This is a genomic window from Microbacterium sp. NPDC055988, assembly GCF_042269505.1.
GTDB lineage: Bacteria > Actinomycetota > Actinomycetes > Actinomycetales > Microbacteriaceae > Microbacterium.
In genome coordinates, this window is record NZ_JBHJXY010000001.1 from 1153559 (window position 1) to 1175974 (window position 22416).

The following is a 22416-nucleotide window of genomic DNA, read 5'->3' on the forward strand; positions in this document are numbered from 1 at the left end:
AGTAGGCCCTAGCCCCCGGATTCCTCAGGGATTCCACAACTGACAAGCTTGTAGTTCCCTACTCGCTCTTGCTATCCACCGGGTTATCCACAGTATCCACAGCTGTTAACACCGTTAAGGAGTTAAGTCTTTCAAGGCGCGATCCCATCACCAGACGGTGGGGAGAACCGTCGAACGAGTGACAAGAACTCCGGCGTAGGGAACAAGCCGGACTGGGGGCTAGCATGGGAAGCCCTGCACCGGCAGGACCGACGACAACGCGTCACAGTTCGACGACAAGGGAGCACCAGTGAGGTTTCAGGTCAACCGCGATGTCTTCAGCGAGGCTGTCTCGTTCGTCGTCAAGCTTCTGCCGCAACGCAATCCGCAGCCGATCCTGGCCGGAGTGCTGATCGAGGCAGACGGTTCCGGTCTCACGCTCTCGGCATTCGACTACGAGGCTTCCGCCCGCACCACGATCGAAGCCACCGTCGACACACCGGGCACGATCCTCGTGCACGGTCGGCTTCTCTCCGACATCGCCAGCCGCCTCCCGAACGCTCCGATCGAGATCGCGGTCGAGGAAGACGGCGGCATCGCCGTCACCTGCGGCTCCGCCCGCTTCACCCTTGCTGCCATGCCGGTCGAGGAATACCCGTCGATCCCCGAGGTGAGCGGATCGTCCGGCGTCGTTCCCGCCGATGACTTCGGAACCGCGATCTCGCAGGTCGGTTTCGCCGCATCACGCGACGACGTCACCCCCGTGCTCACGGGTGTGCAGCTCGAGGTCTCCGGTCACAGCCTCAGCCTGGTCGCCACCGACCGCTACCGCGTATCGCTCCGCGACGTGCCGTGGGACGGCGAATCCGTCGAGGCGACCGCACTGGTTCCGGCGCGCACGCTGCTCGAGGTCGGTAAGACGTTCGGTCACGCCGGCACGATCCAGATCGCCTTCTCCGGGGCGGGGGACCGCGAGATCATCGCCTTCACCGCCGGCAACAAGACGGTCACATCGCTGTTGATCAAGGGCAACTTCCCGCCGGTCCGCCGGCTGTTCCCCGAGCAGACCGATCACTACGCGGTCGTCAACACCGCTGATCTGGTCGAGGCCGTGCGGCGTGTTTCCCTCGTCCTCGACCGCGCGGCACCGCTGCGTTTCACGTTCTCGAACGACAGCGTGACGATGGACGCTTCGGGCAGCGAGCACGCCAGGGCTTCCGAGTCGGTCGATGCGATTCTCTCGGGCGGCGAAGAGGTCACTCTCGGCCTGAACCCGCAGTACTTGATCGAGGCACTCGGTGCGGTGAAGAGCGAGTTCGTCCGCGTGACCTTCACATCGAGCGACAACGCGAACAAGCTCAGCCCCGTGCTCATCACGAGCCAGACCTCGGTCGATCAGGCCGGTCTCGATTCGTTCAAGTACCTTCTTCAGCCGAACCTCCTCCTCCGCTGATTCCTCACTCCCCGTCATACCCGAACGTCCCCGGATCAGCCAGTAAGACGATCCACGGAACCGTCGCAGGGGACGATGCTCCCGGAGCGAGCATCGGGAGGGGCCCACGAAGTGGGAGGGAACCCGCTCTGCGAGCGAAGGGTGCGTCGTCGCCTGCGACCCACAAGCACCAAAACCGAGACGAACAAGTGTCAGACCCCGAAGGTAGGCTGACTCCGTGATTGTGGAGCACCTGAGTCTGGTCGATTTCCGCAATTACGCGACCGCCGAACTGGCGCTTCACCGCGGTCCCAACGTGCTGGTCGGTCGTAACGGGCAGGGCAAGACGAATCTGGCCGAGGCGGTCGTGTTCCTCGCGACTCTCGGTTCGCACCGTGTGTCGTCGGATGCGCCGATGGTGCGCGACGGCCAGGAGTTCGCGGTCATCCGTGCACGACTCTCGCACGGCGAGCGGCGGGTCCTCGCCGAGGTGCAGGTGAACCGGCAGGGGTCGAACAAGGCCAGGATCAACGGGTCGCCGTCGAAGCCGAACGAGCTTCCGCGCTACGCGCATGTCGTGCTCTTCGCCCCGGAGGACCTGCAGATCGTGCGGGGAGATCCGTCGGCTCGTCGTCGATTCATGGATCAGCTCCTCATCCAGCGCATTCCTCGAATCTCGGCGGTGCTCGCGGACTACGACCGTGTGCTCAAGCAGCGCAACGCTCTGCTGAAGTCGGCGCGGGCTCGCGGCATCCGCGGGGAGGGCCTGAGCACGCTCGATGTCTGGGACGACAAGCTCGTCGCCCTCGGTTCCGAGATCATCACGGCGCGGCAGCGGCTGGCAGCCGATCTTCAGCAACCCGTGGCCGACGCGTACGAGGCCATCGCCGGCGCCGATCATCGTCCGCAGCTGGAGTGGGCGCTTTCGGTGGGCGGCGGGGATCCGGAGGAGGACGACGACGACATGACGGGGGCCGATGAGGCGTCCTCCCTCGGCAAGCTCGGTGACACGCAGCGCATCGCCGAGATGTTCCGCGCATCGCTGGCGGCGAAGCGGTCGAAGGAGATCGATCGCGGTCTCACACTCACGGGCCCACATCGTGACGACCTGGTTCTGCGCGTGCGCGATCTCCCGGTGAAGGGGTACGCCTCGCACGGTGAATCATGGTCGGTGGCACTCGCGCTCCGGCTGGCATCGGCCGAGCTGCTGCGCAGCGAATCCCCCGCCGGGGATCCGGTACTGATCCTCGACGATGTGTTCGCCGAACTCGACGCCGACCGGCGCCAGCGGCTCGCGACTCTGACGGCGGGCTACGAGCAGGTGGTGGTGACCGCGGCCGTGGAGGAGGATATCCCCGAGGTGCTGCATGCGCATGTCGTGCGGATCAGCGCCGGGACGATCAGCGACCAACGGGAGGCAGCGGATGACTGACGCCGCATCGACTCCGCCGGCCGACGTGCCGGAGACCGTGGGCACATACCTGCGCCTGCGTGGCCTTCAGCCGAGTTCGAAGAGCTGGAAGCGCAAGCGTCGCATCGTCACCGACGACGACAACGCGCCGTTCACTCCGGGCCGGGATCCGGGTGCTCTCGGCGCGGTGCTCGACAAGTTGAGCCGCGACTCCGGGTGGCAGATCACGCTCGCCCGCGAGGATCTGGTCCGACAGTGGGCCGATCTGGCCGGCGCCGACACCGCGAAGCACTCGGAACCGGTCTCTCTCGAGCGTGGATTGCTCACGGTGAAGTGCGACTCGACGGCCTGGGCGAAGAACCTCCAGTTCATGCGCGCGACCATTCTCACGGAGATCGGTCGTCGCTATCCGGATGCGGGTGTCGAGAACCTCCGCTTCATCGGACCGGACGTCCCCTCCTGGAAATGGGGTCCCAGAGTCGTTCCAGGGCGGGGCCCGCGCGACACCTACGGGTAGGACACCACGAATGGGGTCCGCAACGCTCAGAGGGCCACACACGGCCGTTGAGCGGCATTTCCCGACGAAACCCCGCTAGAATGGGAGTTCGTGATATCGATGTGGAGAATGCCCTCTGATGACGCCTGAATCCCCTGCTGACGAGACGGAATCCAACACCGGGAGCACCCCCGACCCCGTCGACGGGTCCGAGACCACGAGCAACACGATCTCCCCCAAGATCAAGCAGCCCGGCGAGTACGGCGCCGATTCGATCCAGATCCTCGAAGGTCTCGAGGCCGTGCGCAAACGCCCCGGCATGTACATCGGTTCCACGGGTCCGCGAGGTCTGCACCACCTGGTCTACGAGATCGTCGACAACTCGGTCGATGAGGCACTCGCCGGTTACGCCGACACGATCCTCGTGACGATGCTCGCCGACGGCGGTGTGCGCGTGGTCGACAACGGTCGAGGCATCCCGGTCGACCCGCACTCCTCCGACCCGAACAAGTCGACGGTCGAGGTCGTGCTGACGATCCTGCACGCCGGTGGAAAGTTCGGCGGCGGCGCCTATGCCGTCTCCGGTGGTCTGCACGGCGTCGGCTCCTCGGTCGTGAACGCGCTGTCGACCCGGTTCGACGTCGAGGTCAAGCAGAAGGGTTACGTCTGGCGGCACTCTTTCGCCGAGGGAGGCATCCCGCAGCAGAAGCTCGAGAAGGGCGAGGCAACCGACGAGACCGGAACCAGCATCACGTTCTGGCCGGACGCGTCGATCTTCACCGAATCGATCGACTTCGACTACGACACGCTGCGCACGCGCTTCCAGCAGATGGCGTTCCTCAACAAGGGACTGCGCATCGAGCTGCGCGACGAGCGCGAGTCCTCCGCCTACGAGGTGGAGGAAGACGGCTCGACCGTCACGAAGCAGCCCGGCGATGTGTTCTTCTACGAGCGCGGCCTCGTCGACTACGTCGAGTACCTCAACAAGGTGCGTCACGCCGAGGTCGTGAACGACGAGATCATCGCGTTCGAGTCCGAGGACACGCAGCGCAAGATCTCTCTCGAGATCGCGATGCAGTGGACCACCTCGTACACCGAGAACGTCTTCACCTACGCGAACACGATCAACACCCACGAGGGTGGAACGCACGAAGAAGGATTCCGTGCCGCCCTGACCACTCTGGTGAACAGATACGCCAGGGCGAACAACATCCTCAAGGAGAAGGACGACAACCTCTCCGGCGACGACGTGCGCGAGGGGCTCACGGCGGTCATCTCGATCAAGCTGGGCGAGCCGCAGTTCGAGGGTCAGACCAAGACCAAGCTCGGCAACACCGAGGCCAAGGCCTTCGTGCAGAAGGTCGTGGGCGATCAGCTCGGAGACTGGTTCGAGCGCAACCCGGTCCAGGCGAAGAACATCATCCGCAAGGCTCTCGACGCGGCGACTGCTCGCCTCGCGGCTCGCAAGGCCCGCGAGACCGCCCGCCGCAAGAGCGTGTTCGAGTCGGCCGCCATGCCCGACAAGCTCAAGGACTGCACCAGCAAGGATCCTTCGATCAGTGAGATCTTCCTCGTCGAGGGTGACTCGGCCGGTGGTTCCGCCGTGCAGGGTCGCGACCCGCACACGCAGGCGATCCTGGCTCTCCGAGGGAAGATCCTCAACGTCGAGCGCGCACGCCTCGACAAGGCTCTGGGCAACAAGGAAGTCCAGGCGATGATCCAGGCCTTCGGCACGGGCATCGGTGAAGAGTTCGACATCGAGAAGGCGCGATATCACAAGATCGTGCTGATGGCGGATGCCGACGTCGACGGACAGCACATCACCACGCTGCTGCTCACGCTGCTGTTCCGCTACATGCGCGGACTCATCGAGGCCGGCTTCGTGTACCTCGCGATGCCGCCGCTGTATCGACTGAAGTGGTCGAACTCCGCTCACGAGTACGTGTTCAGCGACGCCGAGCGCGACGCCCTGCTCAAGCACGGCCTCGAAAACGGCAAGCGCATCCCGAAGGATGCCGGCATCCAGCGCTACAAGGGTCTCGGTGAGATGAACCCGAAGGAGCTGTGGGAGACGACGATGGATCACACCACGCGCACCCTGCAGCAGATCACCATCGAGGACGCCGCTGCCGCCGACGAGATCTTCAGCGTGCTGATGGGTGAAGACGTCGAGTCCCGACGCAGCTTCATCCAGCGCAACGCCAAGGACGTCCGCTTCCTCGACATCTGACGCCCCCGCGGGCTCAGACCAGATGTGTGACAGAGAGATTGATTGATGACTGACGAAGAACGCACCGAGCCGGAACACGACCACGGCAAGATCGACCAGGTCGACCTCCAGTTCGAGATGCAGCGCAGCTACCTCGACTACGCCATGGCGGTCATCGTCGGGCGTGCCCTCCCCGACGTGCGCGACGGCCTCAAGCCCGTGCACCGTCGTGTGATCTACGGCATGTACGACGGCGGTTTCCGCCCCGACAAGTCGTTCTCGAAGTGCGCCCGTGTGGTGGGCGAGGTCATGGGTCAGTACCACCCGCACGGCGACTCGGCGATCTACGATGCCCTCGTGCGACTGGTGCAGCCGTGGTCGCTGCGGTACCCGCTGGCTCTCGGCCAGGGCAACTTCGGCTCCCCCGGCAACATGGGGGCCGCGGCCCCGCGATACACCGAGACCAAGATGGCCCCGCTCGCGCTCGAGATGGTGCGCGACATCGAAGAGGACACGGTCGACTTCACCGACAACTATGACGGTCAGACCCAGGAGCCGACGGTCCTCCCGGCCCGCTTCCCGAACCTGCTCGTCAACGGATCGGTCGGCATCGCGGTCGGTATGGCCACGAACATCCCGCCGCACAACCTGCGCGAGGTCTCGGCCGCGGCGCTCTGGGCGCTCGACAACCCCGGGATCTCCCGTGAGGAGCTGCTCGACGGGCTGATCCAGCGCGTGCCCGGTCCGGACTTCCCGACCGGTGCGCAGATCCTCGGAACCAAGGGCATCCACGAGGCGTACCGCACCGGCCGCGGCTCGATCACGATGCGCGCGGTCGTCAACGTCGAAGAGATCCAGGGACGCACCTGCCTCGTCATCACCGAGCTGCCGTACCAGGTCAACCCCGACAACGTCGCGGTGAAGATCGGCGACCTCGCCCGCGACGGCAAGATCACCGGCATCGCCGACATCCGCGATGAGTCGTCCGACCGCACGGGTCAGCGTCTGGTCGTCGTGCTCAAGCGCGACGCGGTCGCGAAGGTCGTGCTCAACAACCTCTACAAGCACACGCAGCTGCAGGAGAACTTCGGCGCGAACATGCTCGCGATCGTCGACGGCGTGCCGCGTACGCTCGCGATCGACGGTTTCATCACGCACTGGATCACGCACCAGATCGAGGTGATCGTCCGGCGTACGGAGTTCCGACTGCGCGAGGCCGAGAAGCGCATGCACATCCTGCGCGGCTACCTGAAGGCGCTCGATGCGCTCGACGAGGTCATCGCGCTCATCCGCCGGTCGCAGACCACGGCGGATGCGAACGAGGGACTCCAGAAGCTCCTCGACATCGACGAGATCCAGGCCGAGGCGATCCTGCAGATGCAGCTGCGCCGACTGGCGGCGCTCGAGCGTCAGAAGATCATCGACCAGGCGAACGAGCTCGAAGCGCAGATCACCGACTACAAGTCGATCCTCGCTGACGAGGGCCGCCAGCGCACCATCATCCGTGAAGAGCTGACGGGAATCGTCGACCGCTTCGGCGACGAGCGCCGCACGCACATCCTGCACGGTTTCGACGGCGACGTCTCGATGGAAGACCTCATCGCCGAAGAGGAGATGGTCGTCACCGTCACGCGCGAGGGCTACATCAAGCGCACACGCAGCGACAACTACCGCTCCCAGCACCGCGGCGGCAAGGGCGTCAAGGGCGCGCAGCTTCGTGCGAACGACATCGTCGAGCACTTCTTCGTGACGACGACGCACCACTGGCTGTTGTTCTTCACCGACAAGGGTCGCGTCTATCGCGCGAAGACCTATGAGGTGCCGGAGGCCGGGCGCGACGCCAAGGGCATGCACGTCGCGAACCTGCTGGCGCTGCAGCCGGATGAGAGCATCGCCCAGGTGCTCGACATCCGCGACTACGAGGTCGCCGACTACCTGGTGCTGGCCACTCGAGAGGGTCTCGTCAAGAAGACCCGCCTCGAGGCGTACGACACCAACCGCCAGGGCGGCGTCATCGCTATCCGTCTGAACGACGAGGACGAGCTGGTCAGTGCGCTCCTCGTGAACGCCGAGGACGACATCCTCCTCATCAGCCGTCGCGGCATGTCGGTGCGCTTCGAGGCGACCGACGAGGCCCTGCGTCCGATGGGCCGCGCCACCGCCGGTGTGCGCGGAATGAAGTTCAAGATCGACGAGGACTGCCTGCTGTCGGCGTCGGTCGCCGCTCCCGGGAAGTTCGTGTTCATCGTCACCGACGGCGGCTACGCGAAGCGCACCGCGGTCGAGGAATACCGGGTCCAGGGACGCGGTGGAACAGGCATCAAGGTCGCCAAGCTGAACGACGATCGGGGCACTCTCGCGGGTGGTCTGATCGTCGCCGAGGACGACGAGGTCTTGGTGGTTCTCTCCAGCGGCAAGGTGGTACGCTCTGCCGTGGCCGAGGTCCCTGCGAAGGGTCGAGACACCATGGGAGTGGTGTTCGCCCGGACGACGGAGGCCGACCGCATCCTCGCCATCGCCCGTAATGGCGAGCGTGGCCTCGCTGAAGACGAGGCGGATGCGGAGGATGCCGAGACCCAGGCACCTGAGACGACAGAGACCCCCGAGGATACAGACGCATGAGTACAGTGGCCGACAAGCTGGCGAAGAAGTCGACACGCAAGACCAGTGGCAAGCAGGTTCGTCTGCGTCTGGTCTACGTCGACTTCTGGTCGGCCGTGAAGCTCTCGTTCCTCGGAGCGGTCGCTCTCGCCGTGGTCACCATGGTCGCGTTCTTCCTCATCTTCCTGGTGCTTCAGGCGACCGGGATCATGAACACGGCCGAGGGCTTCCTGCTCGGCATCACCGGCAACGAGTTCGTGCTGTCGGAGGTCGTCGGCCTGCCGCAGGTCATGGCGTTCGCCGCCGTCGTGGCGATTCTGAACCTGATCGTCTTCACGGTGCTCGGCGCCGTCGTCGCCGGCATCTACAACCTCGCGGTGAAGGTGACGGGCGGATTGCTCGTCGGTTTCATGTCGAACTGATCCTCGGTCATCGAGCCGGATTCACGAAGGGCGGATGCTGCGGCATCCGCCCTTCGTCGTTCCCGAGGTCGTCGGGGTCAGACGACGCCGGTCGTGCCGAGGAGCGTGCCGATCAGCCACGTCGCGACGAGAGCGAGCGCCCCGCCGATGACCAGCCTGATCGATGCCCGCAGAGGCGGAGATCCGCCGATCCTGGCCGACACCGCGCCGGTGATCGCGAGGGCGATGAGGACGGCGACGAAGGTGACGGGAACACGCCATTCCGGCGGCGGCAGCAGGATGGCGAGCAGCGGGAGCAGCGCGCCGAGAGTGAAGGCGACCGCCGAAGAGATCGCCGCATGCCACGGATTGACGAGGTCGTTCTGGTCGATGCCCAGCTCGACCTCCAGGTGGGCGGAGAGCGCGTCGTGTGCGGTGAGCTCCTCGGCGACCTGGCGCGCCGTCTCCTCCGAGAGGCCGCGGTCACGATAGAGCCCCGTGAGTTCGGCGAGCTCCGCGGTCGGCATCGTGCGCAGCTCTTCCCTCTCCTTCGCGATCAGCGCGCGTTCGCTGTCGCGCTGGCTGCTCACCGAAACATACTCACCGAGCGCCATCGAGATCGCCCCGCCGACGAGTCCGGCGATCCCCGCGGTGAGGAGTGCGGCGTTGTCGGTCGTCGCGCCGGCCACGCCCACGACGAGTGAGGCGACCGAGACGATTCCGTCGTTCGCGCCGAGTACTCCTGCGCGCAACCAGTTCAGGCGCTGACCGAGACCTGCGCCGTGAGGTTCTCCTTCGTGGGCTGTCATGCAGCCAGTGAACCAGACCGTGCGTTCGACAGGGGCGGAAAGCACCCGCGTTCGTTTACGGAAAACCCGAAGCGCAGTGTCCGGTTGACTCGGTGTCGTGCGTGTCGGCCCCGCCGTACCTTGGAACCATGACCACTCAGACTGCGACCCCGGCTCCCGCAACGGCGGTGAAGCCGCCGTTGCGCATCTTCCTCACGATCCTGCATCTCGCGGGCGTCGGCGCGCTCGGCGGTGCCATCTTCGGCATGCTCGGTGGCCTTCTCGGCACCGGCCTCGGGCTCCTCTTCGTCGCCGGCGTCGGCCTCGTCCTCCTCGTCGGACTCGTGTACGCCCTGTACGGCCTCGGCTGGTTCGAGGTCGCCCGTGTCGGTGCCCTTTACCGCGCGTCCATCACTCCGCTGCGCCCGCAGCGGCGTGATCGCCCCGGATTCGGCGGCTGGCTGCGCTCCCTCGGACGCCAGGCGATCGACCCCCGCATGTGGCGTGCGGTCGCGAACTTCGCGATCTCGGCCGTGCTCGGCTTCATCGTGCTGCGGCTCGCCTGGAGCGTCGTATGGTCGATCATCATCTCCTTCGCCCCGCTCACCGCGGCGGACGCCGTGATGGGTCCGTTCGGCGGCGGAGGCATCCCCGTCGCCTGGGCGCCCCTGGTCGGCATCCTCGGCATCGCGGCCTCGGTGGTCGGGATGATCGGCTTGGCTCTGCTGCACCGCACGCTGTCACTGGCGATCGTGGTCCGCAGCAAAGAGACGGAACTCACGGAGCGGGTCCGCACCTCGACCGCACAGCGGGAGGGAGCGGTGCGTGCCGCCGATGTGGAGCGCACGCGCATCGAGCGCGACCTGCATGACGGCGTGCAGCCGCGGCTCGTCTCGGTCGGTATGACGCTCGGGCTCGCTCAGCAGAAGATCGACAGCGACCCGGAGACCGCAAAGGAACTCATCAACGAGGCGCACACCTCCACCAAGGCGGCCATCACCGAGCTGCGGCAGCTCGCCCGCGGCATCCACGCCTCCGTGCTCGACGACCGCGGCCTCGACGCTGCGCTGTCGGCACTCGCCGGCCGGTCGCACATCCCCGTGCACCTCGATGTGCGTATGGACCCTTCGACAGGCTCAGGGACCCAGCGGCCTGGAAGGGAGGCCGAGGCGGCCGTGTACTTCTCGATCGCCGAGTCCCTGACCAATGCCGCGAAGCACTCGAGGGCCAGCGAGGCCCGCGTCATCGTTCGGCTCCGCGAGGGCAACACCCTCTGGGCGCGGGTGGAGGACAACGGCATCGGCGGCGCGCAGGTGCAGCCCGGTGGCGGCCTCGACGGCATCGCGAACCGCATCCTCGCCGCGGGCGGAACGTTCCGCCTCGACAGTCCGCAGGGCGGACCGACCAGCCTGGAGGTGAACGTCCCGTGCGCATCCTGATCTGCGAGGACTCGGTCCTGCTGCGAGAAGGTCTCGTCCGTCTGCTCGAGGACGCCGGCCACGAGGTGGTCGCCGCTCTCCCCGACACGCAGGGACTCGAGGAAGCCGTGCTGAACACGGCACCGGACCTCTGCATCCTGGATGTCCGGCTTCCGCCGACGTTCACGGATGAGGGGATCCGGGCGGCGCTCGGACTGCGGTCGATGCATCCGTCGCTCGCCATCCTCGTGCTGTCGCAGTACGTCGAGGAGCGCTACGCCTCCGACCTGATCGCGGCGCAGGGCGGGCCGCTCGGATACCTGCTCAAGGATCGGGTCGCCGATGTCTCGGAGTTCCTCGCCTCGGTGCAGCGCATCTCGGAGGGTGCGACGGTGCTCGACCCCGAAGTGGTGGCGCAGCTGCTCACGCGGCGCAACCGTGACGACAGGATGATGCGTCTCACGGAACGGGAGCGCACCGTGCTCGCGCTGATCGCGGAGGGCAAGTCGAATCAGGCGATCGCCGGCCTCCTCTTCCTCTCGGAGGCGAGTGTCGAGAAGCACATCACCTCCATCTTCCAGAAGCTGGGCTTCGAGCAGGACGAGTCGGGCAACCGCCGCGTGCTCGCCGCCCTCGCCCACATCGAGAACACCGGTGGCCCGACGCCGCCGACCGGCCAGACAGGAGTGGCACGATGACCACCGACAACAACGGCGCCCCGGGCGAGCACACCCCGCTCACCCCGCCGCCCGCTTCTCCCCCGCCCGCTTCCGCACCGCAGCTGCCGTCGCCTCCCGCGCCCGCCCCGCATGCGGCTCCGACGGCACCCCCGCCCGGAGCCTCGGGCGGTCGCTCCTCGGGAACCACCGCGGTCATGGTCATCACGGCCGTGGTCGGCGGCATCGCCCTGCTCGGCTCCGGGGGAACGGCCGCTGCGGCCGCCGCCGGGAACATCATCTCGTCCAGCCGGCCCGACTCGGTGCAGACCGTGGGCGTGGACGGTATCGAGGGTATCGACGTCGATGCGGATGCCAGCAGCATGCGTGTCGAGTTCGGTGATGTCGAGGAGGCGCAGCTCTCCATCACCAACGGCCGCGGCACCGCGTGGACGTTCGACCGCGACGGTGACGAACTGATCGTCCGGAGCCCCGACGGCGTGTTCGGCTGGTGGTTCGGCAACTGGTTCGGTGACGAGGAGATCGCCGTTCTCACTCTGCCGGAGAGCCTGCGCGGTGACGCGCTGGATGCCGACCTCGATCTGGACGCCGGCAGCCTGGATGTGGTGGGAGACTACGGAGTGCTCGACGTCCGGGTCAACGCCGGCGCCCTCGATGTCGAAGGATCGGCCGTCGAGCTCGACGCGGAGATGAACGCCGGCCGCGCCGATATCCTGCTCGATGGAGTCACCCGCGCCGACCTCGGGGTCTCTGCCGGCGACCTCACGGTCGAGCTGACCGGCACGGCACCGACGCAGACCACGGTCGACGTGAGCGCCGGAACGCTCGATCTGACGGTGCCCGATGTCGAATACGCGATCACTCAGAACGTCAGCGCCGGCACGTTGAACGCCAAGGTCGACGAGGCCTCGAGCGCGCGGAGGACCATCGACGTGTCGCTCTCCGCGGGCACGGCGACGATCCGCCCCGGCCGCTGAACGTCGTCGAGGGGGAGGACTCTCCGGGGTCCTCCCCCTCGATTCGGATTTTCCGTGTTTCTCCGGTAAAGTCTTGGAGGTTGACGGGGCTATAGCTCAGGCGGTTAGAGCGCTTCACTGATAATGAAGAGGTCCCAGGTTCAAGTCCTGGTAGCCCCACCCTTTAACTCAAGAAATTCCCTCACGGGGCCTTAGCTCAGTTGGTAGAGCGCCTGCTTTGCAAGCAGGATGTCAGGAGTTCGAATCTCCTAGGCTCCACAGGATCGAGAAGCCCCTGGCACCTGCCGGGGGCTTCTCTCATTGGTCCACGTTTTCTGGCCATCAGCGCGCATCGCCGTCGGGGTTCGAGACCCGACCATAGGCACGGCAGATCTCCGCGAGGTAGGTCAGGGAACCGCTCTCGTCGCCCTCCGGCGACACCGAGGCCAGGGGCTCGACCCACTCGTTCCATCCGTGCTTCTCAGAACCGCCGTTGTTGACCTTGTCGAAGGCGTCTTGCTCGATGACATGGAGAAGTGAATCAGCCTGGGCACCGAAGGGTTCGTCGAGCGTCTCCGGAGGGTACCCGGCACCGTCGAGGTAAGCGGACATCAGCGTGCGTGCAGTATTTGCCCACGGCTGAAGCTGCGCGGACGTCGACGGATCGTGGAACGCTCGTTCATGGATGAGCGTCAATTGCGAGACCATCGTCACAGCGGATTCCCACACTTCCGCCTTCACGTCGGACCAGAAGAACCCGATCGCAGCCGAAAGGTAGTACCGGGCCTTGACGACCCATTCCGAAACGTGATCGTAGAGGTCTTCGGGGTGAACGACGACCCCGCGGCTGATGGGCAGCTTGAAGCTGTCGCCCTTGCTCTTGTCGACGTACTGCTTGACGACGAGAGGATCGAAGAAGCGGTAGTGAACGGCTGTGGGCTCGTGGGAGACGACGGCTATGACGAACGTCGGTGTTCCCGCTTGTGCACCGAGCTGCCACGCAGCCGCCGTCTCTCGCGTGATTGCAGGCAAGCTCGTCGTCCTCGTCGTCTTGACCTGCACATGCGCGGTCGAGCCCGACATCGACCAGGACTCATCATCCGCTTCGGGGACCCTGACGGGAAGTTGGACATGGAGGTCGAGACCGAAATCCATGAACGGCAGGAAGTTGACCGCGCATCCGGCCTTGACGAAGACCTCTGCCACGCGAAGCTCGCCGAGCTTTCCCTGCTGGTTGTTCCGGTCGTTTCTTGCCATCAGGGGTGCTCACTTTCGGGTTGGACCCGGACAGATGCCGGGCTCGTCTCGTCGTAGGTCTCCTCGATCGACGTGTAAGGCGACGTCGGGCGCGACGACCTCAGTCGACCGGACGCAGGTCCCGCAGGATCGTCGCGTGCCGGACGAGGAAGGTGCGCTCGTCGAGCTTCTTGCGCCGGAGCCAACCGGTCACCTCGGCGTTGTGCTTGCTGGCGTTGCAAGAGGCGCAGGCCGGGACGACGTTCTCGATCGTGTAGCGGCCACCGCGCGAGATGGGCTGGATGCAGTCGCGCTGCAACGCAGCCCCCTCACCGCCGCAGTAGGCGCATCCGCCCCAGGCATCCATGAGGTCATGCCATTGTGCGTCGGTGAGGTCGTTGTCGACGCGTGCGAGCCGATTCTTCCGCCGCTTGGCATAGCGGGCTCGGGTCGCCGGCGACGCGTTGGCGGACGAGACCTTGCGGGGGCGGCGCATGCGCTGATGTTACCGCTGGGTGACGACGCTGGAACTCAGGCCAAGCCGACCGCGGTCAGCTCGTGCGGCGCGACGTTCAGCCGCTCGCCACCATCGGCCGTGACGATCACGATGTCTTCGATGCGTGCGCCCCATTCACCGGCGAAGTAGATGCCGGGCTCGATGCTGAACGCCATCCCCTCTCGCAGCACGAGGTCGTTGCCAGGCGCGATGTACGGCTCCTCGTGCACCGAGACGCCGATGCCATGGCCGGTGCGGTGCAGGAACGCCCCGCCCAGGCCGGCGTCGGCGAGCACGGTCCGCGCTGCAGCATCCACCTCGGCGGCCGTGGCGCCAGGGCGCACCGCATCCACCGCGGCCTGCTGCGCCCGCACGAGAACCGCGATGCGCTCGGCCGCTTCGGGGTCGGGGCTGCCGACGACGTAGGTCCGCGTGCTGTCGGAGTTGTAGCCACTCGGCACCGCGCCGCCGATGTCGACCACGACGACGTCGCCCTCTTCGATCACCCGGTCCGAGACCTCGTGGTGCGGGTCGGCGCCGTTCGGGCCCGAGCCGACGATCACGAACTCGACGGTGCGGTGGCCCTCCGCCACGATGGCCTCGGCGATGTCGGTCGCAACGGCGAGCTCGGTGCGCCCGGCCCGAAGCCACTCGTGCACGCGGCGGTGCACCGCGTCGATCGCGTCTCCGGCTCGGCGCAGCTCGGCGATCTCCTCGGCGTCCTTGATCATGCGTCCCTCGCGAAGCACGGGTGTCGCCAGCTCGAGACGCACGCCGAGACGCTCGCCGATCGGGACGACGTGCAGTGCGGGCAGCGCATCCGAGACACCGACGCGGGTGACCGACCCCGCGGCGGCGGTCACGAGCGCGTAGGGATCTTCGCCGTCGACCCAGTCGGCGAGGGTCAGACCCAGCTCGCCGACCGCCGTGGTGCGCACCTTCGCGAGCTCCATCCGGGGAACCACGACCGTCGGAGCGATGTCGGGGCCGATCACCAGGGCGGTCAGCCGCTCGATCGTGTCGCCCTCGACGCCCAGTAGATACTGCAGGTCGGGTCCCGGCCCGACGATGATCGCATCCAGGCCCGATTCGGCGGCGAGGGATGCGGCACGGGCGAGACGGGCGGCGTACACGGAGGCGGGGAAGGGCAGTGTGCTCACGGGTTCCACGCTACTGCGCGGGTGCCCGCAGCGGCACGCGGGTTCTGTGATCGAGGGTCAGCGGCCGCGCACCGCGCGGGGAGGCACTCCATACTGGGCGCGGAACACGCGGCTGAAGTGCGCTGCATCGACAAACCCCGCGCCGATCGCGATCTCGGCGATGGAGCGGTGGGCCTGATACGGGTCGATCAGAGCGTCGTAGCACCGCTGCAGTCGCCGCCGTCGGATGACCGTGGACACCGAGGCGCCCTGCTCGCTGAACATCGAATGCAGGTGACGCACCGAGATGTAGTGCGCAGCCGCGATCTGCGAGGGAGACAGTTCGCTGTCGGCGAGGTGCACGTCGATGTAGGTGAGGATGTGCGTCAGCGTCGTGGAATGCGCGCTCACCGGGCCGTCGGTCGCGGCGAGGTTCGCCTCGAGCACCGTGCTGAGCATGTCGACGGCGGTTCGCAGCATCCGCCGGGCGACGCGGCCGTCGAGGTGGTGCGCACCTTCGGCCAGCGAGCCGAGGTAGGGGCCGACCATCGCGCCCAGCGCCCCACCGGCGTTGAGGCGGGTCGCGGTGATGCGGCTGGTGTCCTCCGTGGGGATGTCAAGGAGGACCTTCGGGAACATCACCACCGACATCTGCACGGCGTCGTCGAAGAGGAGGGAGTACGGGCGGTCGGTGTCGTACAGGGCCATGTCACCGCTGCCGAGGGCGGTCTCGCGGCCGTCCTGCACGATCATGCCGCTGCCGCGCTCGATGCGGGAGAACTTGAAATACTGCTGCGGGGCACGGGAGATGAGCGAGGGGGTGCGGTGCACGCCATGCCCGTCGGCGTCGATCGCGAAGACGTGGATGTCTCCGGCAGCGGTGGCATCGATCGCGCCACGGAAGCGATCCTGCTCCGGCGCCGTCACGTCGAGCGCGACGACAGCGCGGGAAACCGCATGGCGATAGTCGAGGAACGACAGACTCTGCATCAGGGCTCACCTCACTGTGGCCGATCATATACGATGACGCATTTTAGCACTCGGTCGGTGTGCCCGCGTAGACAAGTGTTCTGCCCTCGCCGTCAATCGACGACGGCTCCCCCTGGCGAGTATGAGGACTGACCCGAGCATCGAAGGAGCTGTGCCATGGTGACGTCCCCTCCCACAACGTCGACGACGAGAACGGCCGAACATCGGCGCCTCGGCGTCTTCGCGGTCGCTTTCATGATCATCGCGGCCTCCGCGCCGCTCACCGTTCTCGCCGGCGGAGTGACCAGCGCCTACGCGGTTACACACGTCGACGGCATCCCCTTCGGCTACATCGTGCTCGCGGCGGCACTCGCCGTGTTCGCGATCGGCTACGCCGCCATGAGCCGGTTCGTCACGAATGCCGGTGCGTTCTATGCGTACGTCGCGCAGGGAATCGGTCGCCCGACCGGCGTCGGGGCGTCGGTGCTCGCGTTCCTCTCTTACAACGCCATGCAGATCGGCATCTACGGGATGCTCGGCTTCCAGATCAGCTCGTTCATCGAGGCGAAGACCGGGTGGGCGAGTCCGTGGTGGGTGTGGGTGCTCCTCACGATCGTGCTGGTCGGTGTGCTCGGCGTCCACCGGGTCGATCTCTCGGCGAAAGTGTTGGGCGTGCTCGTCGCGCTGGAGTTCGTGGCGGTGATCGTGTTCGACCTGTTCGCCTTCGGGAACCCGGCTGAGGGATTCACGGCGGCACCCATCACCCCCGCGGCCCTGTTCGTTCCTGGAGTGGGAGCGGTCCTCGCGTTCGGCATCGCCGCGTTCATGGGCTTCGAGTCGGCAGCGATCTACGGCGAGGAGTCGAAGGATCCGAAGCGCACCATCCCGCGCGCGACATTCCTCGCTGTCTGCGTGTCCGGCATCTTCTACGCCATCTCCTCCTGGGCGCTCGCGCTCGCTGTCGGCCCGAGCAAGATCACCGACCCCGCGGGCATCTCGCCGGAAGAGGCCGGCCCTCCGCTGTTCTTCAACTTCGTCGCCGAGCACCTGGGCGTGATCTGGGTCGACGTGATGTCGATCCTCTTCATCACCAGCCTGTTCGCCGCCCTCGTCAGCTTCCACAACGCGGTCGCCCGGTATGCCTTCTCGCTCGGTCGCGAGGGTGTGCTGCCGCGCGTGCTGGGAACCGTCCGCATCACGAGCGGTGCACCGTGGGCAGGGTCGTTGCTGCAGTCCGCGATCGCGGTGGTCGTGATCATCGGCTTCGCGATCGGCGAGCAGGGCTGGAATCCCGAGAACGGCCCGTATCCGGTGATCACCCTCTTCACCTGGCTCACCAATCTCGGTGCCTTCGGGCTCGTGCTGCTCCTGGTGCTCGTCTCCGTCGCGGTGATCGGCTTCTTCCGACGCGACAGCCGAGAGGTGGGCGCCGGCAGCAGGCTGGTCGCACCGATCATCGCGTTCGTGGCGCTCGGGATCGTGTGGGTGCTGATCCTTCTGAACTGGGACGTGCTGCTCGGTCAGGCCGAGTCCACCCCGACGACCTTCATCCTCCCGGCTGTGCTGCTCGTGCCCTCGGCGCTGGCCGTGGTGTGGGCGCTGTGGCTGCGCAGGGCGCGGCCCGAGGTCTACCGCCAGATCGGCCACGGCACCGAGCTGCCGGAGGCATCACTCCTCGGTGAGCCAGTGGTCGACGCGACGAGAGGAAACCTGTGAGCGCCCCCGACACCAGGCTGACGTTCCGATATCTGTCCGAGCCGGACACGGTTGCGGCGGGCGTCACAGACATGAGTCTGTGCGTCGACGTGATGGAGGAGACCCTGCGCCTCGTCGACGCCGGTGACTACCGGATGGGTGGGCCGGACGGGAACTCCCACGGGTCGATGGTCACCTTCCCCACCGAGTCCCCTCACGACGGCATGCCCCTGGACGGTCCGCATCGACGGATGATGGCGATGCCGGCGTATCTCGGCGGCACTTTCCAGACGGCCGGATGCAAGTGGTACGGGTCGAACATGGCCAACCGCGAGAACGGTCTGCCGCGATCGATCCTGATGCTCACGCTGAGCGACAAGGACACCGGTGCACCCCTCGCACACATGTCGGCGAACCTGCTGAGCGCCTACCGCACCGGCGCCGTGCCGGGTGTCGGCGCGCGACACCTCGCGAACGCCGATGCCCGGAGCGTGGGCATCGTGGCCCCCGGCGTCATGAACCGGACGACGCTCGAAGCCTTCGTGGCCGTGCGCCCCGAGCTCGACACGCTGAAGGTCGCCGGCCGCAGCCGATCCGGTATCGACTCCTTCATCGAGTGGGTCCGGCGCGAGTACCCGCAGTTCACGACGGTCACGGTCGTCGACAGCGTGGAGGATGCCGTGCGCGGCAGCGATCTGGTCACCATCGCCCCCACGACGGCGGCCGGGTCGGCGAACTACGTGCGCATCGAGAAGCAGTGGATCAAGCCCGGCGCGCTGGTGAGCCTGCCCGCCGACATCATGATCGACGACGAGCTGCTCCACGGTGCGCGCCACATCGCGGACTTCCGCGGCCTGTACGAGGCGTGGAGCGAAGAAGTGCCCCATCCCGCGCACGAGCACATCGGTCTCCACGGCATGTACCTGCTCGACCGCATCCGCTCCGGCGACGTGGGCGCGGAGACCCTCGAGAACCTGCCGGCGATCATGAGCGGCGAGGCCGAGGGCCGCCGGGGTGACGACGAGATCTTCCTGTACTCCGTCGGCGGGATGCCGGTGGAGGACGTCGCCTGGGGAACCGTCGTCTACCGGCGCGCGGTGGCCGAGGGCATCGGCGCCGAGCTGCTGCTCTGGGACACGCCGGCTCTCGCATGACCGGCGTCCGTCTCGCATCGATCATTCGTCAGGAGTACCCATGAGTGCGCAGGTCAGGAAGCGGATCGTCATCGTCGGGCTGGGGGCGGTGGGTGCGCTCGCCGCGTGGCGCCTGTCGCAGCGCGATGATGTCGAGGTCGTCGGCGTCGAGCAGTACGGCAAGGTGCACGACAGGGGCTCGTATGCCGGGGAGTCGCGAGTGTTCCGCACTGCCTACCACGAGGGCGGGCGCTACGTGCCGATGCTCCAGGAGTCGCGGCGACTGTGGCGAGATCTCGAGCAGCAGTCCGGCCGGGAGCTCTACCTCGAGGTAGGGGCCCTGTCGATCGCCCAGCCCGACCGGGTCGAGATGCGCACGACCCTCGAGACCGCGCGCGAGTTCGACCTGCCCCACACGCTGTACGACACCGAGGAGCTGCGGCGCGCCCACCCGCAGCACAACGTGCACGACGGCGACGTCGGGGTGCTCGACCACCACGGCGGCGGCATCCGTCCGGAGGTCTCGCTCCTGGCAGCACTCGACCTCGCCGAGGCCGCCGGCGCACAGCTGCACTTCCATACCCCGGTGCTCGCGATCGAGGAAGAGCCGGGAGGCGTGGTGGTGCGCACCCCGAACGAGGCGATCAGGGCCGACACCGTGATCCTCGCCTCCGGCTCCTGGTCCACCCGACTCGACGGTCGCCTGCGCGATCTGTTGCGGCTGCAGGTGCTGGGTCTGACCTGGTTCATGCCCACGGACATCGCCGACTTCCTTCCGGCGCGCTTCCCCGCGTTCCTGCGCGATGTCGGACCTGTGCACTTCTTCGGGGCGCCGAGCCTCGACGGCTACTCGATCAAGGCGAGCAGCAACCCGACCTGGCCGGTCGCCCGCGACGTCGACGAGGTTCCGCGGGAGTACACGCGACGCGAACTCGCGAAGATCGGGCAGCAGGCCAAGGAGTTCTTCCCCAGCCTGAACCCCGAACCGGTGCGCTCCAGTGTGCACCACTGCGCCTACACGCCCGATCGCACGCCGATCGTGGATGTGAGCGAGAGTGAGCGGGTCGTGACGGTGACCGGACTCTCCGGGCATGGCTTCAAGTTCGCGCCCGTGCTCGGGGAATGGGCGGCTCGGCTCGCCACCCAGCCGAGCGCATCCGACATCGACCCGCACTTCTCGCTGGGCGCCCACCTCGACCGCTTGGCGACCGTCGGTGCATACCGCGGCGGTGGACACTGATGGCTTCCGTGCGACGCCCTTCGGTCACGGACCGGCAAGCGCGCCGCGCGGGCAGTCAAACTCAGCTCGACCCGTGAGCACAGACTCGAACTGCGCGATGAACCTGTCGTGCATCCCATCGTGAGGAGACAGTGATGTCGGAGATCGCCCCGGTTCTGGATGAGGCCGCCCTGCTGGAGCGCGTCGGCGTGCCCGCGGGTCAGGGTCGCGAAGTGGTCGATGCGGCGACACGGGAGCCCATCGGTCGGGCACCCGTGGAGACGGTCGAAGAACTCGACGCCGCGGTCGCGCGGGCGAAGGCGGCTCAGCCGGCGTGGGACGCGCTCGGCCATGCGGAGCGCAGTGCGCTCCTGAACCGCGTGGCCGATGCGATCGACGCGAACGCCGAGCCGCTCGCCCGCCTGCTGTCGCGGGAGCAGGGGAAACCGCTCAACGGCCCGAACGCCCGCTTCGAGGTGGGCGCGTGCTCCGCCTGGCTGCGCACCGCGGCCGCGACAGCCCTCGAACCCGAGCTCGTGGTGGACGACGGCGACACGCATGCGGAGCTGCACTACCGCGCGATCGGCGTGGTGGGCGCGATCGGACCGTGGAACTGGCCGCTGATGATCGGCATCTGGCAGATCGCCCCGGCGCTGCGCATGGGGAACACGGTGGTCGTGAAGCCGAGCGGGTACACGACGCTGAGCGTGCTGGCGTTGATCGAGGTCATGAACGAGGTTCTCCCCCGCGACGTGCTGATCGGGGTCGCCGGAGACCGAGAGGTGGGAGCCCGGATCGCCTCGCACCCCGACATCGGCAAGGTCATGTTCACGGGCTCGACCGCGACCGGCCGCAGCATCGTCGAGAGCTCGGCGAAGAACCTCGCCAGGCTCACGCTCGAGCTGGGCGGCAACGATGCGGGGATCGTGCTGCCGGGCGTCGACGCGGCGGCCATCGCGCAGGACCTCTTCTGGGGCGCCTTCATCAACACGGGTCAGACCTGCGCCGCACTCAAGCGCCTCTATGTGCATGACTCGGTCTACGACGAGGTCGTCGACGCGCTGGCGGATGTCGCGCGGCAGACGCCGATGGGCAACGGCCTGGATGAGCAGAACGTGCTCGGTCCGCTGCAGAACCGTGCGCAGTTCGAGATCGTTCGCGACCTGGTCGACGACGCGGCGCGAGGCGGCGGCCGGATCGTCACGGGCGGTGCACCCGCGACCGAGCTCGGCGAGCTCTTCTACCCGATCACACTCGTCGCAGACGTGACCGATGGCGTGGCCCTGGTCGACGAGGAGCAGTTCGGTCCCGCGCTGCCGATCATCCGGTACACCGATGTGGACGAGGCGATCGCCAGCGCCAACGGACTCGATGTCGGCCTCGGAGCGTCGGTCTGGGGTGAGCGCGAGGAGGCCCGCAAGGTCGCCGCGCGCATCCAGGCCGGGACGGTCTGGATCAACTCGCACGGCGGTGTGCATCCGATGATCCCGTTCGGTGGCCACAAGTCGTCCGGCTACGGCCTCGAGTTCGGCGTCGAAGGGCTGAAGTCGGTCGCGGTGCCACAGGTCATCAACGGCTGAGGGAGAGGGTGCGCGGCGCCTGGCCGCGCACCCTCTCGGCAGAGGAGAGTCAGCTGATCGCGAGGCGGATGCGCTCGGCGAGGAACTCGAGGTCGGCCTTGGTGAGATCTGTGACCGCATAGGCGGTGGGCCAGACGCTGCCATCGTCGAGGTTCGAGATCGGCTCGAAACCGAACGTGCCGTAGCGCACCTTGAACTTGCTCGCCGGCTGGAAGAAGCAGAGCACCTTGCCGTCGCGACCCCACGCCGGCATCCCGTAATACGTGCGGGGCACGAGTTCCGGAGCGACCTCGGAGACGAGAGCGTGCAGCTTGTTCGACAGAGCCTGGTCTTCGGGCGTCAGCTTCTCGATCGCCTCCTTGATGTCGGCCTCCCCCGCGGCGCGCAGCTCCTCGGGCGACTTCTTCGCTCGAGAGCGGCGGGTGCGGGCCTCCTTCGCGGCGGCCTGCATGGCCTCGCGTTCCTCGGCGCTGAAGTTCTTCTCTTTCTCGGCCATGATCGGTCCTCTCGAAGTGCTGCCGGTGTGGGATTCACACTACGGAGGTCGATCCTCCGTGTGCTTCTCGATTCGTGATCGATCC

General features: G+C 67.0%; 19 protein-coding genes and 2 tRNA genes. 15 read left to right on the forward strand and 6 right to left on the reverse strand.

The window, feature by feature from the left end:
• Nucleotides 1-289: 289 nt before the first annotated feature.
• The 6 genes from dnaN (at nucleotide 290) to ACFC14_RS05740 (ending at nucleotide 8550) form a co-directional block, all read left to right on the forward strand.
• On the forward strand, nucleotides 290-1432 hold the full coding sequence (dnaN, locus tag ACFC14_RS05715) for a DNA polymerase III subunit beta (RefSeq protein WP_376101720.1): 1143 nt from the start codon (nucleotides 290-292) through the stop codon (nucleotides 1430-1432).
• Nucleotides 1433-1649: 217 nt separating this feature from the next.
• On the forward strand, nucleotides 1650-2843 hold the full coding sequence (gene recF / locus ACFC14_RS05720) for a DNA replication/repair protein RecF (protein ID WP_376101722.1): 1194 nt from the start codon (nucleotides 1650-1652) through the stop codon (nucleotides 2841-2843).
• A complete protein-coding gene (locus ACFC14_RS05725) occupies nucleotides 2836-3339 on the forward strand; it encodes a DUF721 domain-containing protein (protein ID WP_376101724.1) in 504 nt (167 codons plus the stop codon). The genes recF and ACFC14_RS05725 overlap by 8 nt, the downstream gene beginning before the upstream one ends.
• A gap of 118 nt (nucleotides 3340-3457) precedes the next feature.
• Complete coding sequence (gene gyrB, locus ACFC14_RS05730; protein WP_376101726.1) at nucleotides 3458-5548, forward strand: DNA topoisomerase (ATP-hydrolyzing) subunit B; 2091 nt, start codon at nucleotides 3458-3460, stop codon at nucleotides 5546-5548.
• Between the two features lie 45 nt (nucleotides 5549-5593).
• Nucleotides 5594-8149 (forward strand): DNA gyrase subunit A, encoded by a 2556-nt coding sequence (gene gyrA, locus ACFC14_RS05735; protein WP_376101728.1) that lies wholly within the window; start codon nucleotides 5594-5596, stop codon nucleotides 8147-8149.
• Entirely contained in the window at nucleotides 8146-8550 is a 405-nt protein-coding gene (locus ACFC14_RS05740) for a DUF3566 domain-containing protein (protein ID WP_376101730.1), read from the forward strand. Before gyrA ends, ACFC14_RS05740 begins: the two co-directional genes overlap by 4 nt.
• Nucleotides 8551-8627: 77 nt before the next feature.
• Here the strand turns inward: ACFC14_RS05740 and ACFC14_RS05745 are convergent, their stop codons facing one another.
• On the reverse strand, nucleotides 8628-9338 hold the full coding sequence (locus ACFC14_RS05745) for a VIT family protein (protein ID WP_376101732.1): 711 nt from the start codon (nucleotides 9336-9338) through the stop codon (nucleotides 8628-8630).
• Between the two features lie 128 nt (nucleotides 9339-9466).
• Here ACFC14_RS05745 and ACFC14_RS05750 point away from each other — a divergent pair, with 128 nt between their 5' ends.
• From ACFC14_RS05750 to ACFC14_RS05770, 5 genes are all read left to right on the forward strand, one after another.
• A complete protein-coding gene (locus tag ACFC14_RS05750) occupies nucleotides 9467-10756 on the forward strand; it encodes a histidine kinase (protein WP_376101734.1) in 1290 nt (429 codons plus the stop codon).
• The gene (locus ACFC14_RS05755; protein ID WP_376101736.1) at nucleotides 10744-11433 is read left to right on the forward strand and encodes a LuxR C-terminal-related transcriptional regulator; all 690 of its coding nucleotides are present in this window, start codon (nucleotides 10744-10746) and stop codon (nucleotides 11431-11433) included. The genes ACFC14_RS05750 and ACFC14_RS05755 overlap by 13 nt, the downstream gene beginning before the upstream one ends.
• Nucleotides 11430-12389 carry a hypothetical protein gene (locus tag ACFC14_RS05760; RefSeq protein WP_376101738.1) on the forward strand — a complete coding sequence of 320 codons (960 nt, stop codon included), beginning with the start codon at nucleotides 11430-11432 and terminating at the stop codon, nucleotides 12387-12389. Before ACFC14_RS05755 ends, ACFC14_RS05760 begins: the two co-directional genes overlap by 4 nt.
• Nucleotides 12390-12474: 85 nt before the next feature.
• Nucleotides 12475-12548: transfer RNA gene (locus tag ACFC14_RS05765), tRNA-Ile, on the forward strand.
• Between the two features lie 26 nt (nucleotides 12549-12574).
• Nucleotides 12575-12647: transfer RNA gene (locus ACFC14_RS05770), tRNA-Ala, on the forward strand.
• Between the two features lie 63 nt (nucleotides 12648-12710).
• Here ACFC14_RS05770 and ACFC14_RS05775 read toward each other — a convergent pair.
• The 4 genes from ACFC14_RS05775 to ACFC14_RS05790 all read right to left on the reverse strand — a co-directional run bounded on the left by ACFC14_RS05775 (nucleotide 12711) and on the right by ACFC14_RS05790 (nucleotide 16229).
• The gene (locus ACFC14_RS05775) at nucleotides 12711-13625 is read right to left on the reverse strand and encodes a hypothetical protein (RefSeq protein ID WP_376101740.1); all 915 of its coding nucleotides are present in this window, start codon (nucleotides 13623-13625) and stop codon (nucleotides 12711-12713) included.
• 100 nt (nucleotides 13626-13725) lie between these two features.
• Nucleotides 13726-14100 carry an HNH endonuclease gene (locus ACFC14_RS05780; protein WP_376101741.1) on the reverse strand — a complete coding sequence of 125 codons (375 nt, stop codon included), beginning with the start codon at nucleotides 14098-14100 and terminating at the stop codon, nucleotides 13726-13728.
• 35 nt (nucleotides 14101-14135) lie between these two features.
• On the reverse strand, nucleotides 14136-15260 hold the full coding sequence (locus ACFC14_RS05785; protein WP_376101743.1) for a M24 family metallopeptidase: 1125 nt from the start codon (nucleotides 15258-15260) through the stop codon (nucleotides 14136-14138).
• 57 nt (nucleotides 15261-15317) lie between these two features.
• Entirely contained in the window at nucleotides 15318-16229 is a 912-nt protein-coding gene (locus ACFC14_RS05790; RefSeq protein ID WP_376101745.1) for a helix-turn-helix domain-containing protein, read from the reverse strand.
• A 156-nt stretch (nucleotides 16230-16385) separates the two neighbouring features.
• Between ACFC14_RS05790 and ACFC14_RS05795 the strand changes: the two genes are divergently transcribed.
• The 4 genes from ACFC14_RS05795 to ACFC14_RS05810 all read left to right on the forward strand — a co-directional run bounded on the left by ACFC14_RS05795 (nucleotide 16386) and on the right by ACFC14_RS05810 (nucleotide 21835).
• On the forward strand, nucleotides 16386-17924 hold the full coding sequence (locus ACFC14_RS05795; protein WP_376101747.1) for an APC family permease: 1539 nt from the start codon (nucleotides 16386-16388) through the stop codon (nucleotides 17922-17924).
• Nucleotides 17921-19057: a tyramine oxidase subunit B gene (locus tag ACFC14_RS05800; protein ID WP_376101749.1), complete on the forward strand. Its 1137-nt coding sequence runs from the start codon at nucleotides 17921-17923 to the stop codon at nucleotides 19055-19057. Before ACFC14_RS05795 ends, ACFC14_RS05800 begins: the two co-directional genes overlap by 4 nt.
• Before the next feature lie 40 nt (nucleotides 19058-19097).
• Nucleotides 19098-20276, forward strand: coding sequence for an N-methyl-L-tryptophan oxidase (gene solA / locus ACFC14_RS05805; protein ID WP_376101751.1), 1179 nt, complete (start codon nucleotides 19098-19100; stop codon nucleotides 20274-20276).
• A 134-nt stretch (nucleotides 20277-20410) separates the two neighbouring features.
• Nucleotides 20411-21835: an aldehyde dehydrogenase family protein gene (locus tag ACFC14_RS05810; protein ID WP_376101753.1), complete on the forward strand. Its 1425-nt coding sequence runs from the start codon at nucleotides 20411-20413 to the stop codon at nucleotides 21833-21835.
• 49 nt (nucleotides 21836-21884) lie between these two features.
• Here the strand turns inward: ACFC14_RS05810 and ACFC14_RS05815 are convergent, their stop codons facing one another.
• Nucleotides 21885-22331: a hypothetical protein gene (locus tag ACFC14_RS05815; RefSeq protein ID WP_376101754.1), complete on the reverse strand. Its 447-nt coding sequence runs from the start codon at nucleotides 22329-22331 to the stop codon at nucleotides 21885-21887.
• Nucleotides 22332-22416: the final 85 nt, after the last annotated feature.

Coding starts and splice junctions, on each gene's coding strand:
- solA (WP_376101751.1), top strand. CDS start 19,098: ATGAGTGCGCAGGTCAGGAAGCGGATCGTCATCGTCGGGCTGGGGGCG.
- ACFC14_RS05725 (WP_376101724.1), top strand. CDS start 2,836: ATGACTGACGCCGCATCGACTCCGCCGGCCGACGTGCCGGAGACCGTG.
- ACFC14_RS05780 (WP_376101741.1), bottom strand. CDS start 14,100: ATGCGCCGCCCCCGCAAGGTCTCGTCCGCCAACGCGTCGCCGGCGACC.
- ACFC14_RS05775 (WP_376101740.1), bottom strand. CDS start 13,625: ATGGCAAGAAACGACCGGAACAACCAGCAGGGAAAGCTCGGCGAGCTT.
- ACFC14_RS05760 (WP_376101738.1), top strand. CDS start 11,430: ATGACCACCGACAACAACGGCGCCCCGGGCGAGCACACCCCGCTCACC.
- ACFC14_RS05795 (WP_376101747.1), top strand. CDS start 16,386: ATGGTGACGTCCCCTCCCACAACGTCGACGACGAGAACGGCCGAACAT.
- ACFC14_RS05740 (WP_376101730.1), top strand. CDS start 8,146: ATGAGTACAGTGGCCGACAAGCTGGCGAAGAAGTCGACACGCAAGACC.
- ACFC14_RS05745 (WP_376101732.1), bottom strand. CDS start 9,338: ATGACAGCCCACGAAGGAGAACCTCACGGCGCAGGTCTCGGTCAGCGC.
- ACFC14_RS05815 (WP_376101754.1), bottom strand. CDS start 22,331: ATGGCCGAGAAAGAGAAGAACTTCAGCGCCGAGGAACGCGAGGCCATG.
- gyrA (WP_376101728.1), top strand. CDS start 5,594: ATGACTGACGAAGAACGCACCGAGCCGGAACACGACCACGGCAAGATC.
- ACFC14_RS05790 (WP_376101745.1), bottom strand. CDS start 16,229: ATGCAGAGTCTGTCGTTCCTCGACTATCGCCATGCGGTTTCCCGCGCT.
- ACFC14_RS05750 (WP_376101734.1), top strand. CDS start 9,467: ATGACCACTCAGACTGCGACCCCGGCTCCCGCAACGGCGGTGAAGCCG.
- ACFC14_RS05810 (WP_376101753.1), top strand. CDS start 20,411: ATGTCGGAGATCGCCCCGGTTCTGGATGAGGCCGCCCTGCTGGAGCGC.
- gyrB (WP_376101726.1), top strand. CDS start 3,458: ATGACGCCTGAATCCCCTGCTGACGAGACGGAATCCAACACCGGGAGC.